Genomic DNA, 13,828 nt, shown 5'->3' with positions numbered 1-13,828 from the left:
TCCTCAGTCCTCCGCGGCGCGTGTGAACGAGGCCATCACCAGGCCGGGGGCGGGGGAGAAGTCCTCGCCGCGGGTGAAGCCGAGGCGTTCGTACAAGGTGACCGCCGGGGTGTTCGCCGCGCCGGTCGTGACGGTGATCCGGCGGCCGGGCAGGGCCTCGGTCAGCAGGTGGCGCAGCAGGAGCGAGGCGACGCCCCGGCGGAACCAGGCCGGGTCCACGCACAGCCGGTCCAGGCACACGCTGCCGTCCGGCTCGTCCTCCCAGGCGAGGAAGCCGGCGAGCTCCCCGCCCGCCGCGACGGCCCCCCGCCAGTGCAGCGGCCGCCCCCGCAGCTCCGCGAGGCTCTCGCGCAGGGCCGGGATGCCGTCGAAGCCGATCAGCTGCGCCTCCACCGCGTACGCGGCCCGGCCGATCCGGTGCACCGCGGCGGCGGTCGCGTCGTCGGCCAGGTCCAGCGGGCGGACGGGCAGGCTCGGCATACGGGGAGGTCCCTTCGGGCAGCGGGCGAAGATCCCACCGTACCGGCGGGCGATAACCGTTTAGCGGCGCAGCCACTCGGCTCGGTACGATTCAGGCGCGCAGCGTTCGCTCGCGCATTCCTCCCTCGGCTCACGCCGGGAGGTGCCCCCAGAGTCAGGAGAGACCGGTGTCAGACGTCCGTGTGATCATCCAACGCGATTCCGAGCGGGACGAGCGCGTGGTGGCCACGGGCACTACGGCGGCCGAGCTCTTCGCCGGCGAGCGCACTGTCGTCGCCGCGCGGGTGGCGGGCGAGCTCAAGGACCTTGCCTACGCCGTGCAGGACGGCGAGACCGTCGAGCCGGTGGAGATCTCCTCCGAGGACGGCCTGAACATCCTGCGCCACTCGACCGCGCACGTCATGGCGCAGGCCGTGCAGGAGCTGTTCCCCGAGGCCAAGCTGGGCATCGGCCCGCCGGTCCGGGACGGCTTCTACTACGACTTCGACGTCGCCAAGCCCTTCACCCCCGATGACCTCAAGGCCATCGAGAAGAAGATGCAGGAGATCCAGAAGCGCGGCCAGCGCTTCTCGCGCCGCGTCGTCACCGACGAGGCCGCCCGCGAGGAGCTCGCGGACGAGCCGTACAAGCTGGAGCTCATCGGCATCAAGGGCTCCGCCTCCACCGACGACGGGGCGAACGTCGAGGTGGGCGGCGGCGAGCTGACCATCTACGACAACCTCGACGCGAAGACCGGCGAGCTGTGCTGGAAGGACCTCTGCCGCGGTCCCCACCTGCCCACCACCCGCACCATCCCGGCCTTCAAGCTGATGCGCAACGCCGCCGCCTACTGGCGCGGCAGCGAGAAGAACCCGATGCTCCAGCGCATCTACGGCACCGCGTGGCCCTCGAAGGAGGAGCTGAAGGCGCACCTCGACTTCCTCGCCGAGGCCGAGAAGCGCGACCACCGCAAGCTCGGCAACGAGCTGGACCTCTTCTCCGTCCCGGACGAGATCGGCTCCGGCCTCGCCGTCTTCCACCCGCGCGGCGGCATCATCCGCCGGACCATGGAGGACTACTCGCGCCGCCGGCACGAGGAGGAGGGCTACGAGTTCGTCTACTCCCCGCACGCCACCAAGGGCACCCTCTTCGAGAAGAGCGGCCACCTGGACTGGTACGCGGAGGGCATGTACCCCCCCATGCAGCTCGACGGTGGTACCGACTACTACCTCAAGCCCATGAACTGCCCGATGCACAACCTGATCTTCGACGCGCGCGGCCGCTCCTACCGCGAACTGCCGCTGCGCCTGTTCGAGTTCGGCACCGTGTACCGGTACGAGAAGTCGGGCGTGGTGCACGGCCTGACCCGGGCCCGGGGCTTCACCCAGGACGACGCGCACATCTACTGCACCCGTGAGCAGATGGCCGAGGAGCTCGACCGCACCCTCACCTTCGTGCTGAACCTGCTGCGCGACTACGGTCTGACCGACTTCTACCTGGAGCTGTCCACCAAGGACCCGGAGAAGTTCGTCGGCTCGGACGAGGTCTGGGAGGAGGCCACCGCGGTCCTCCAGCAGGTGGCCGAGAAGCAGGGCCTCCCGCTGACCCCCGACCCGGGCGGTGCGGCGTTCTACGGCCCGAAGATCTCGGTACAGGCGCGCGACGCCATCGGCCGCACCTGGCAGATGTCGACCGTCCAGCTGGACTTCAACCTGCCGGAGCGGTTCAACCTGGAGTACACCGCGTCCGACGGCTCGCGCCAGCGCCCGGTCATGATCCACCGCGCGCTGTTCGGCTCCATCGAGCGGTTCTTCGCGGTGCTGCTGGAGCACTACGCCGGCGCCATGCCGCCGTGGCTGGCCCCGGTCCAGGCGGTCGGCATCCCGATCGGCGACGGCCATGTGGAGTACCTGCAGGAGTTCGCCGCCGAGGCGAAGAAGAAGGGCCTGCGGGTCGAGGTGGACGCCTCCTCCGACCGCATGCAGAAGAAGATCAGGAACCACCAGAAGCTCAAGGTGCCGTTCATGATCATCGTCGGGGACGAGGACATGGCCGCGGGCACCGTCTCCTTCCGCTACCGCGACGGTTCGCAGGAGAACGGCATCCCCAAGGACGAGGCGCTGGCCAAGCTGGCCAAGGTCGTCGAGGACCGCGTCCAGGTCTGACGTCGGGCGCGTCCGACGCGTCAGGCGCGTACGGCACTCATGAAGGGGCCCCCGGGAAGCCACCGCTTCCCGGGGGCCCCTCCTCGTCCTCCCGGCGGAAGACGTGGAGCAGCCACGAGGAGAACGAGCCCGTCACCGCGCCCAGCAGGGCCGGCCCGCACGGCATCAGACCGCTCGCGATCAACCGGCCCACCGGGGCCACGTTGCCGTAGCCCACGGTCGTCAGCGTCTCGCACACCCACCACACCGCGTCCCCGAAGGTGCCGATCGATCCCCCCGGGGCCCGTCGCTCGTGGTGGTAGACGCCGAGCGCCCCCGCGAAGCCGATCAGCAGGGCCGAGAGCCCGGCGTACGTGATCACCCGGGCGTACAGGCCGCGGCGCGGGCGGTCCATCCGCGCCTGGACCGCGTCGTGCAGTCTGACCACGCGCAGCGGGCGCAGCAGCGGCAGGACCTGGACGAGGGTGTCCAGCCCATGGCGGCGGACGAAGCGCAGCGGTGGCAGCGGGCTCAGGACCATGCGCACCGCGTAGTCGCACGGGAAGCACAGCCACGTCACCAGGACCAGGAGGAGGGCGGTCTCCCGCCAGCCCCGGGCCGGGTCGGGAGCGAGCACGCGGACCGCGTACGCCGCGAGGAAGACCAGGGAGGCGCAGAGCAGGGGCAGCTCGCTGCAGCGCTCCCACGCGCGGTCCCGGGTCTCGGCGGTGTCGTCCACGGGCCCGGCATCGCGCCCGCGGAGCCGGTCCTTGCCCCGGCGACACGCCCGGCCGGGGCAAGGTCATATGCTGCATCCCATGACGACTGAGCCGGAGCAGCAGGTCGGTGTGGGCACGCAGGACGCGTTCCAGCGTCTGTGGACGCCCCACCGGATGGCGTACATCCAGGGGGAGAACAAGCCGAGCGGCCCGGAGGCCGGGGACGGCTGTCCCTTCTGCGGAATTCCGGAGATGTCCGATCAGGACGGCCTGATCGTGGCGCGGGGCCGGCACGTGTACGCCGTGCTGAACCTGTACCCGTACAACGGCGGCCACCTCATGGTCGTCCCGTACCGGCACGTCGCCGACTACACGGACCTGGACGCCGCCGAGACCGCCGAGCTCGCCGATCTCACCAAGCGGGCGATGGTCGCGCTGCGCAAGGCGTCCGGTGCGCACGGGTTCAACATCGGCATGAACCAGGGAGCGGCCGCCGGAGCCGGCATCGCCGCGCACCTGCACCAGCACATCGTGCCCCGCTGGGGCGGGGACACGAACTTCATGCCGGTCGTCGGCCACACCAAGGTGCTGCCGCAACTCCTCGCGGACACCCGGCAGATGCTCGCGGAGGCCTGGCCCCAGGACTGACCCTGCCCTGCGTGTCGGCGACCTGCCCTGCGCGTCGCCGACCAGGCCGGGCGCCTGCCGACCAGGCCTGCGCGTCGCCGACCAGCCCTGCGCGTCGTAGACCAGTCCTGCGCGTCGTAGACCAGTCCTACGCGTCGTAGACGTCCGCCTTGCGGGGTGCGGCGTCCTGGACGAGTCCGCTGACGATCATCGAGCGGTTGGAGAAGCGCTCGGTGTCCACGCCGTTCTCCTCCAGGACCCGCATCGCGGCGGTGTGCACCGCCCGCAGGACCGGGGTCGCGGCGCGCAGCGCGTCGTCGGCCATGAAGCGGTGCCGCCACGGCTGGCCGGCCCAGGCGTGCCGCAGCCCGAAGGGCTCCGGGAGGATCAGCTTGCCGCCGAGGAAGTCCAGGATCGGCGGGTACCAGGTCAGCGGGGCCCGGACGGCGAGGCGGACCACCTCCTGCGCGTCCACCAGCGGCAGCGGGCGCTCGACGGTCTCCCAGAACCGGAACGACTTCGGCACCTCGACCTTCGGCGCCTCCGACTTGGTGGTGAACAGGCCGTGCACGGGGCCGAGCGCGTGCCCGGTCACCTCCACCCGCAGGGTCTTGTAGAGCACGGTGACCGTCACCAGCATCGTGATGACGAGCTGGCCGTCCCACAGCGGGTACTGGATGCCGAGGTAGTGCCGGTTGCCGCCGCTGAACTGCTGCTCGTTGCAGATGCGGGTGATCTCGTGCGGCTTCACCAGGAAGGTGTCGACGTCCTCACCGGTGGGGCGGGCCACCTCCTTGGCGCCCTCGCCGACCGGCGTGACGATCCAGTGCTGTATCGAGGCCGGCGGCAGTCCGCCGGTGTGCAGGGGGCCGCGCTCCAGCTTGCGCAGCTCGCTGTCGACGGCCCGTATGACGTCCCAGCTGCGGAAGGGGTGGATCTCCGCGCCCTCGGTCCGGGGGACCAGCTCCTCGGCGAGCTGCCAGCTGCCCCAGCGGGTGCCCATGCCGAGGATGCCCTTGGGGCCGGCGTAGAAGACGGAATTGCTGCGGTCCTCGGCGGTGAGCTTGGCCAGGGAGTGGCGCAGGTCCTCGCGGGCCTTCTCGTCGGGGTTGCCGGGCACCGCCTCGGGGATCTTGGCGCCGATGCCGCCGCCGGACAGCAGTCCGTCCCAGCGTGAGCGCATGTCGGCCGCGGTGCGCTCGCACAGGCGGCGGGCGAGGAACCACCCGAAGGCCGGCGCGATGATCATGCCGCGCAGGTAGATGCCGAGGAAGCCGGTGAACGGCAGCCGGAACATCAGGACCGCCGCGAGGACGCCGACGCCCACGAGCAGGGAGGTGCCCACCCAGGAACGCTTGCCGTCCTTGGCGGACAGGGACTTGCGGAGCTGGAACAGGCCCAGCCACAGCAGCAGTCCCGGCAGGAAGAGCACGCCGCAGACCAGCACGATCAGGCGCAGCTTGCGGTCGCGTTCCTTGCGCAGGCGGGTGGCGGCGAGGCAGTGCTCCACGACGGTCTGCGGGTCGGCGCCGAAGGACTGGATGAGCGGTTTGCGGCCGGGGGCGAGGGTGCGGGCCTCGACGGCACGGCAGAAGGCCTCGCCCAGGTTGGGCTCGAAGAGGGAGATCTTCGGGGGCTTGACCGTGGACTCGTGGTACTCGTTGTTGGCCTTGAGGAGGGAGGACAGCTGGCTGTCCTTGCCGCCGTCCCGGTACGCGGCCGAGGCGAGGGCGTTGGTCGCCGCGGTCTGGCCGCCGCCGCCCTGGAGCGGAATCTGTGCCCCGGGACTGAAGTCGAATCCGTCGTCCGCCACCGCTGCCCCCATCGCCGAGCGTTGCGCTCTACTGTTCTTGCGCTCGTGTGCTCTTGTGCCGTGCTCTTTACCGCTTTATCGCCTTACCCCGCTGATGAGCCTATCGGCGGACGGCGCCCCGTGGTGACGGGACAGGGAAATGCCGCCCACCGCACGCGGTCGGGTGGGCGGCCGATCCGATGCCCTGTCAGTCAGGTTCCCTTCTCCGCCTGTTCGCGCACCTTGTCGGCGATCTGCGGCGGCATGGGCTCGTGGCGGGCGTACGCCCGCTTGAACCGGCCCGTGCCGTGCGAGACGGAGCGCAACTCGACGGCGTAGCGGCCGATCTCGATCTCGGGGATCTCGGCACGGACCTGTGTACGGCCGGCGCCCGCCTGTTCGGTGCCGACGACCCGGCCGCGGCGGCCCGCGAGGTCGCTCATGACGGGGCCGACGTACTCGTCGGGGACGAGGACGGCCAGTTCGGCGACCGGTTCGAGGAGGTGGATGCGGGCCTCGGCGGCGGCCTCGCGCAGGGCGAGGGCGCCGGCGGTCTGGAAGGCGGCGTCGGAGGAGTCCACCGAGTGCGCCTTCCCGTCGACGAGGGTGACGCGCACGTCGACCAGCGGGTAGCCGGCCGCGACCCCGCGGGCGGCCTGGGCCCGTACGCCCTTCTCGACGGACGGGATGAACTGGCGGGGCACGGCGCCGCCGACGACCTTGTCGACGAATTCGATGCCGCTGCCGGGCGGGAGCGGCTCGACCTCGATCTCGCAGATGGCGAACTGGCCGTGTCCGCCGGACTGTTTGACGTGCCGGCCGCGTCCGGCGGCCTTGGCGCCGAAGGTCTCGCGCAGGCTCACCTTGTGCGGGACGGGGTCGACCTGGACGCCGTAGCGGGTGCGCAGCCGTTCCAGGGCCACGTCCTGGTGGGCCTCGCCCAGGCACCACAGGACGACCTGGTGGGTGTCCGGGTTCTGCTCCAGCCGCATCGTGGGGTCCTCGGCGACGAGCCGGGCCAGGCCCTGGGAGAGCTTGTCCTCGTCGGCCTTGCTGTGGGCCTCGATGGCGAGGGGCAGCAGCGGGTCGGGCATCTGCCAGGGCTGCATCAGCAGAGGCCGGTCCTTGGCCGAAAGGGTGTCGCCGGTCTCGGCGCGCCCGAGTTTGGCCACGCAGGCGAGGTCGCCGGCGATGGCATGGGTCAGGGTGCGCTGCTGTTTGCCGAAGGGGGAGGTGAGGGTGCCGATCCGTTCGTCGACGTCGTGGTCCTCGTGTCCGCGGTCCGCCAGCCCGTGGCCGCTGACGTGCACGGTCTGCTCGGGCCGCAGGGTGCCGGAGAAGACGCGGACGAGGGAGATGCGGCCCACGTACGGGTCGGAGGCGGTCTTGACGACCTCGGCGACCAGGGGGCCCTCGGGATCGCAGGTCACGGCGGGGCGCTCGGCGCCGTCCGGGGTGGTGACGGCGACGGGGGCCCGCTCCGCGGGGGTCGGGAAGCCACCGGTGATCAGTTCCAGCAGCTCGACGGTGCCGAGCCCCTGGCGGGCGCCCTCAGCGGCTGGGGCGGCCATCAGGACGGGGTGGAAGGTCCCCCGGGCCACGGCGCGCTCCAGGTCGTCGACGAGGGTCTTGACGTCGATCTCCTCGCCGCCGAGGTAGCGGTCCATGAGGCTCTCGTCCTCGCTCTCGGCGATGATCCCCTCGATCAGGCGGGCGCGGGCCTCGGTGATCCGGGCGAGCTCCTCGGGGTCCGGGTCGCGCTCCACCCGCTCCCCGGAGTCGTACGCGTACACGCGCTGCGAGAGCAGGCCGACGAGGCCGGTGACGGGGGCGTGCCCGTCGGGGCCGGGGGGCCCGTAGAGGGGGAGGTAGAGCGGGATGACGGCGTCGGGGTCCTCGGCGCCGAAGATCTCGCCGCAGACCGAGGTCATCTGCTCGTAGTCGGCCCGGGCTGCCTCCAAATGGGTGACGACGATGGCCCGGGGCATGCCGACGGCCTCGCACTCGTCCCAGAGCATGCGGGTGGCGCCGTCGATGCCGTCCGAGGAGGAGACGACGAAAAGGGCCGCGTCCGCGGCGCGCAGACCGGCCCTGAGCTCTCCGACGAAGTCCGCGTATCCGGGGGTGTCCAAGATGTTGATCTTGATTCCGGCCCATTCGACGGGGACGAGGGACAGCTGTACGGAACGCTGCTGCCGGTGTTCGATCTCGTCGTGGTCCGAGACGGTGGCACCGTCCTCGACCCGGCCGGCCCGGTTGATGGCTCCGGCGGTCAGGGCCAGGGCCTCGACCAGCGTGGTCTTCCCGGATCCGGTGTGGCCGACCAGCACGACGTTCCGTACGGAAGAGGGGCGGTCGGCCGCCAGTGCCCTGCCGGCGGCTCCGGATTGGTGTGATGTGGCTCCCATGGTGCTCGTGCCTCCCGGTGTGGCGGTGAGGAGGTTGATCGGGGTCCTTCGAGCTTTGCACTGCCGTCACAGTGCGTCCATACGTAGTACCCCGCGGCGGGAGAAGGCGCGGCCCGGCGGGTCCGGCGCAGGCCCCCCTGCCGGCCGTGGAGCGCCTGTCCGCCGCCTCTCCGGCGGCGGTCCGGCGTTTGTCCGGCGCGAACCGTGGGTGCGCGGCATGGCGGACCGGGGCGCTGGCTACGATGGGCCAGCCGGTGGCCGATGGGGCCGTCCGGCCCAGCGACCCTCCGGGAAGGCCATGCTGAACAAGTACGCGCGTGCATTCTTCACGCGTGTTCTCACGCCATTCGCCGCATTTCTGCTCCGGCGGGGGGTGAGCCCGGACGCCGTCACCCTCATCGGCACCGCCGGAGTGGTGGCGGGAGCGCTGGTCTTCTTCCCGCGGGGGGAGTTCTTCTGGGGCACGATCACCATCACCCTCTTCGTGTTCTCCGACCTGGTGGACGGGAACATGGCGCGCCAGGCCGGCACCTCCAGCCGCTGGGGCGCCTTCCTCGACTCCACCCTCGACCGGGTGGCCGACGCGGCGATCTTCGGCGGACTCGCGCTGTGGTACGCGGGCTCCGGGCACGACAACGTGCTGTGCGCGGTGTCGATCTTCTGCCTCGCCAGCGGCCAGGTGGTCTCGTACACCAAGGCCCGCGGCGAGTCGATCGGGCTGCCGGTGGCCGTCAACGGGCTGGTCGAGCGCGCCGAGCGGCTGGTGATCTCGCTGGTCGCGGCCGGTCTCTCGGGTCTGCAGACCTTCGGGGTGCCCTCGTGGATCGGGGTGCTGCTGCCTATCGCGCTGTGGATCGTGGCGGGCGGCTCGCTGGTCACCCTGATCCAGCGGGTGGTCACCGTACGCCGTGAGGCGGCGGAGGCGGATGCCGCGGCGTCGGCCTCCGAAGCGGGCGCGGCCTGATGGGCCGGATGCAGGACAAGCTGGTCGACGGGCTGTACGGGCTCGGCTGGGCCGGGGTGAAGAAGCTGCCCGAACCGGCCGCGGTGGCCCTCGGCCGGCGGATCGCCGACTACGCGTGGAAGCGGCGCGGCAAGAGCGTCCTGCGCCTGGAGTCGAACCTGGCCCGGGTGGTGCCCCAGGCGGGCCCGGAACGGCTGCGGGAGCTGTCGCGGGCCGGCATGCGCTCGTACATGCGCTACTGGATGGAATCCTTCCGGCTGCCGGCCATGGACCCGCAGCGCTTCGCCACGGACGTCGAGATCAAGGACGAGCACCTGCTGCGCGAGGCCCTCGCCTCGGGGCGCGGCGTGGTCGCCGCACTGCCGCACCTGGCCAACTGGGACCTGGCGGGAGCCTGGGTCACCGGGCACGTCGGGGTCGGGTTCACCACCGTGGCGGAGCGCCTCAAGCCCGAGTCGCTGTTCGACCGCTTCGTGGCCTACCGCGAGGGCCTCGGCATGGAGGTGCTGCCCCACAACGGCGGAGCCACCTTCGGGACCCTCGCCCGGCGGCTGCGCTCCGGCGGCATGATCTGCCTGGTCGCCGACCGCGATCTGTCGGCCTCCGGGGTCGAGGTGGACTTCTTCGGCGCGGCGGCCCGCATGCCGGCCGGGCCGGCGCTGCTGGCCCAGCAGACGGGCGCCGTGCTGCTGCCCGTCACCCTGCACTACGGGGACACGCCGAAGCTGTACGGGCGCATCCACCCCGAGGTGGAGGTGCCGAAGGCCGGGACGCGGACCGAGAAGACGTCCGCCATGACCCAGGCGCTGGCGGACGTCTTCGCGAAGGGGATCGCCGAGCACCCGGAGGACTGGCACATGCTCCAGCGGCTGTGGCTGGACGACCTGGAGGAGCGCTCCGCGTGAAGATCGGCATTGTCTGCCCGTACGCGTGGGACGTGCCCGGAGGGGTCCAGTTCCACATCCGGGACCTGGCCGAACACCTGATCCGGCTCGGCCACGAGGTGTCCGTGCTGGCCCCGGCCGACGACGAGACGCCGCTGCCGCCGTACGTGGTCTCGGCGGGGCGGGCGGTGCCCGTGCCGTACAACGGGTCGGTGGCCCGGCTGAACTTCGGCTTCCTGTCGGCTGCCCGCGTCCGGCGCTGGCTGCACGACGGGGTCTTCGACGTGATCCACATCCACGAGCCGACCTCGCCCTCGCTGGGACTGCTGACCTGCTGGGCGGCCCAGGGGCCGATCGTGGCCACCTTCCACACCTCCAACCCGCGCTCGCGGGCCATGATCGCGGCCTATCCGATCCTCCAGCCGGCCCTGGAGAAGATCAGCGCCCGGATCGCGGTGAGCGAGTACGCCCGGCGCACGCTGGTCGAGCACCTGGGCGGGGACGCGGTGGTCATCCCCAACGGCGTGGACGTGGACTTCTTCGCCTCGGCCGAGCCGAAGGCGGAGTGGGCCGGCATGACCCTGGGCTTCATCGGCCGCATCGACGAACCCCGCAAGGGGCTCCCCGTGCTGATGGCCGCCTTCCCGCGGATCGTCGAGGCCTGCCCGGACGTACGCCTGCTCGTGGCGGGCCGCGGCGACGAGGAGGAGGCGGTGTCCTCCCTGCCGCCGGCCCTCCGCTCCCGCGTCGAGTTCCTCGGGATGGTCTCGGACGAGGACAAGGCACGCCTGCTGCGCAGCGTCGACGTGTACGTGGCGCCGAACACCGGCGGCGAGAGCTTCGGCATCATCCTGGTCGAGGCCCTCTCGGCCGGAGCGGCGGTCCTGGCCTCCGACCTGGACGCGTTCGCGCAGGTCCTCGACCAGGGCGCGGCGGGGGAGCTGTTCACGAACGAGGACTCCGACGCCCTGGCCGCGGCGGCGGTCTCCCTCCTCCGCGACCCGGCCCGCCGCGCGGAACTCAGCACCCGCGGCTCGGCCCACGTACGGCGCTTCGACTGGTCGACGGTCGGCGCGGACATCCTGGCGGTCTACGAAACGGTGACGGACGGCGCGACGGCGGTGGCCGCGGACGAACGCGCCCCCCTCCGCACCCGCCTCGGCCTCACCCGCGACCCGTCCCCCTGACCGCGGCCCGGGGTCCAGGCTCCTTCGCCGAACTGCCCGTCGCGTGCGTGGTTTCGGATCGCCAATCGGGGCGTGGTGGACTCGGTGGTATGGGTAATCTCGCCTTCGCGTACCGCGCTGGGTGTCGGGGGGAGTCGTCATGTCCATCAGGCCGCGTTATCGACGCGTGTCGGCCTTACAGCGGCAGTTCTTCAACCGCGAGGGCCTGCTGAACGCCTATGACCGGGAACTCGCGGGCGTCTTGGAGCGCCCGAGGATCCTCAATGTCGTCGGCGTCGGCGGCATCGGGAAGTCGCGCTTGCTCCAAGAGCTGCGCAACCGCACTCCCGAGGGTGTCCGCACCGCTCGGCTGGACCTCCAGCTGCCCACGCTCCGGCAGCCCGAGGATGCACTGGCGGTGCTGCGCATGGAATTCGGGGCGCAGGGCGTGCGGTTCGACCGTTTTGACATCGCTTATGCGGTCCTGTGGCAGCGCGTGCACCCGCAGCTGCAGATGAGCCGGAAGAACACGCCTTTCGCGGAGGAGAGCGAAGTACTCTCCAAGATCTTGGACGATGCAATGGGCTTGCCGGTCTTCGGGACCGCAGCAGGCCTGGTACGGCTCACGGGGCGCGCCATGGCCAACCGCCAGCGTCGGCAGCGGATCGAGGCGGACCCCACGCTTCAGGAGCTGGACAACCTCTCCAACGCCGAGCTCGGTGATGCGGTGATCTACCTATTCGCCGAGGAGATGCGCCAGTCGGCGGAGGACAAGCCGTACGTTCTTTACGTGGATGCCTACGAGGCCATGGTGCCAACTCCGTTGGCCGGCGGTCGCAGCTTCGCCTCCGATGCGTGGATACGGGACCTTCTCGGGCAGTTACACGGCGGCCTGACCGTGCTGGCCAGTCGGGAAGCCCTCCCGTGGGCGGCGTACGACAAGGAGTGGGCGATTGTGATCCGAACCGCCCGCGTCGGCGGCCTCCCGATGGAAGCCAGGCTCGAACTCCTCGCGCAGGCCGGGATCAGTGGGATTCCGCAGCAGCGGACCATCGCCGAGGCGAGTGCGGGAGTTCCGTTCTACCTGCATCTCGCCGTGGACACCCACCTGCAGAACCCCGCCCGGATCGAAGACGCGGGGACGTCGGAGGAAATCCTCCAGCGGTTTCTCCAACACGTGGCGCCTGACGAGATCAGGATCCTCGAACTGCTCAGCATCGCGCGCACCTTCGATCTTGAGGTGTTCCGGGTCATCGGGCGGCAGTTCGACCTGCCCGCGAACCTGCTGGCGTGGGAGTCGCTGACCGCCTACTCCTTCGCGTACCCGCTGGACCAGGGCTGGTACCGGTTGCACCAGCTCATGGTTTCGGCGCTGCAACACCGCTTGTCGCCTGCCGTGAAGCGCACGGTCCACGCCGTCCTGAGGGGGTACTGGGAGGACCTCGCGGACCGGATGGAGACCGGGGCTCAGAGCGCCGGCGTGGCCCGGTCGTCCCCTCTACGGGAGGCCGCCTACCACGGACTCCACGCCCAGAACCTGTCCCCCGAGCGGATACTGAAGCACGCCGACCGGGCCATGGCCCTGAGCGGCCGGCAGGCAGTCGACGGCATGGTCAAGGACCTCAGGGAGTTCCTGGCCTCGCGGGGCGGGGCACGCACGACCGCCCCGGACCTCGATGGTGTCCGGGATGCGGCCGACTGCCTCGAAGCCGAATCGAAGCTAGAGCTGGGCGATGCCGGGGCGGCCATCACCCTGACACCCGTCCTCGACGTACCGATCCGTTCGGTCGTCTCCGCCCGGCTGGCGCTGGCGGGGGCGAACGCACGGCGTATCGCCGGCGAAACCGGCCTGGCGGCACGCATCTTCGAGCGGGTCTGGGACGGGCACGACGGCGAGGCCAGAACAGCCGCCGGCCTGTGTGTCGCGGACATCCGGATGTGGCAGGGCGACTTCGAAAGTGCCTTCGCCCTGGCGGAGGAGGTCCATCGGATCTGCTCGCCCGGAGAGCGCGCCGTCCGGGGCGATCTCAAACGCCTGATGCATCTCGGCCACCGGTTCTTGATGGACTTCGAACGCGCCGAAGAACTGCTGGGGCAGGCGGAGGACGAGTACCGCGCCGCGGGATCCGTCATCGGGCTCGCCAACATCCGCACCAACAGGGCCGAGCTCTGGGCGTTCACCGACCCGGAGGCGGCCGTCGCCGAGGCCGGTTCTGCCCTCGAAGTCCAGCGGGATCTCGGGGCGCAACATGAAATCGGGAAGGCGTACACCGCCATGGGCATCGCTCAGACCCGATTGGGACAGCTGGACAGGGCGGACCTGTCCTTCGGCAACGCCAATACCGCACTCGACCGAGCCGGCTACCGGTCCGGCCGCGCCCGTGCCGACATGTTCCGGGCCTTCCTGCTCCTGCGGCGTGGTGAGCTGGAGGCGACACGGGCGCTGCTGCGGCACGCGGCACGGGAGTTGGAGATCTGCCAGGTCTATCCTTCGCTGATCCTGGCCATTGAGCGGGCGGCCGCACGGATCGGCTGGGACGACCCGCAGCTGGCCGCGCTGGCCGAGCGCGCCCGCCCCTCGTTACGCCCGCTGGGTGGCGCAGAAGGGCTGGACCAGCGTACGGAGGACGTACTGTCGATGTTGATCGAGGTGGCCTCGTGACGT

General features: G+C 71.0%; 10 protein-coding genes. 6 read left to right on the top strand and 4 right to left on the bottom strand.

All coding sequences use genetic code 11. The annotated features are described in order from the left end of the window. Nucleotides 1-3: 3 nt before the first annotated feature. Nucleotides 4-480, bottom strand: a complete 477-nt coding sequence (locus tag AC0666_RS22320) for a GNAT family N-acetyltransferase (RefSeq protein ID WP_468970768.1) — start codon at nucleotides 478-480, stop codon at nucleotides 4-6. 167 nt (nucleotides 481-647) lie between these two features. On the opposite strand from AC0666_RS22320, the gene thrS reads away from it, so the two are divergent. Beyond that, nucleotides 648-2,624: a threonine--tRNA ligase gene (gene thrS / locus AC0666_RS22315; protein WP_468970771.1), complete on the top strand. Its 1,977-nt coding sequence runs from the start codon at nucleotides 648-650 to the stop codon at nucleotides 2,622-2,624. Nucleotides 2,625-2,661: 37 nt separating this feature from the next. On the opposite strand, the gene AC0666_RS22310 is transcribed toward thrS, so the two are convergent. Beyond that, complete coding sequence (locus AC0666_RS22310; RefSeq protein WP_478708168.1) at nucleotides 2,662-3,342, bottom strand: potassium channel family protein; 681 nt, start codon at nucleotides 3,340-3,342, stop codon at nucleotides 2,662-2,664. A 67-nt stretch (nucleotides 3,343-3,409) separates the two neighbouring features. On the opposite strand from AC0666_RS22310, the gene AC0666_RS22305 reads away from it, so the two are divergent. Further along, entirely contained in the window at nucleotides 3,410-3,970 is a 561-nt protein-coding gene (locus AC0666_RS22305) for an HIT family protein (protein WP_468583722.1), read from the top strand. Between the two features lie 127 nt (nucleotides 3,971-4,097). Here the strand turns inward: AC0666_RS22305 and AC0666_RS22300 are convergent, their stop codons facing one another. Then, nucleotides 4,098-5,762, bottom strand: coding sequence for a hypothetical protein (locus AC0666_RS22300; RefSeq protein ID WP_468970774.1), 1,665 nt, complete (start codon nucleotides 5,760-5,762; stop codon nucleotides 4,098-4,100). 191 nt (nucleotides 5,763-5,953) lie between these two features. Beyond that, nucleotides 5,954-8,149 carry an elongation factor G-like protein EF-G2 gene (locus AC0666_RS22295; protein WP_468970776.1) on the bottom strand — a complete coding sequence of 732 codons (2,196 nt, stop codon included), beginning with the start codon at nucleotides 8,147-8,149 and terminating at the stop codon, nucleotides 5,954-5,956. A 217-nt stretch (nucleotides 8,150-8,366) separates the two neighbouring features. On the opposite strand from AC0666_RS22295, the gene pgsA reads away from it, so the two are divergent. The 4 genes from pgsA to AC0666_RS22275 all read left to right on the top strand — a co-directional run bounded on the left by pgsA (nucleotide 8,367) and on the right by AC0666_RS22275 (nucleotide 13,825). Then, complete coding sequence (gene pgsA / locus AC0666_RS22290; RefSeq protein WP_468583717.1) at nucleotides 8,367-9,113, top strand: phosphatidylinositol phosphate synthase; 747 nt, start codon at nucleotides 8,367-8,369, stop codon at nucleotides 9,111-9,113. Next, entirely contained in the window at nucleotides 9,113-10,018 is a 906-nt protein-coding gene (locus tag AC0666_RS22285) for a phosphatidylinositol mannoside acyltransferase (protein ID WP_471231304.1), read from the top strand. The genes pgsA and AC0666_RS22285 overlap by 1 nt, the downstream gene beginning before the upstream one ends. Beyond that, entirely contained in the window at nucleotides 10,015-11,184 is a 1,170-nt protein-coding gene (locus AC0666_RS22280) for a glycosyltransferase family 4 protein (protein ID WP_468970780.1), read from the top strand. The genes AC0666_RS22285 and AC0666_RS22280 overlap by 4 nt, the downstream gene beginning before the upstream one ends. 166 nt (nucleotides 11,185-11,350) lie before the next feature. Continuing rightward, a complete protein-coding gene (locus tag AC0666_RS22275) occupies nucleotides 11,351-13,825 on the top strand; it encodes a hypothetical protein (RefSeq protein ID WP_478708167.1) in 2,475 nt (824 codons plus the stop codon). The last annotated feature ends 3 nt before the right edge of the window (nucleotides 13,826-13,828 follow it).

The sequence above is a fragment of the Streptomyces sp. NPDC043680 genome, assembly GCF_056436685.1.
This window is presented reverse-complemented; position numbering and strand designations above follow the sequence as displayed.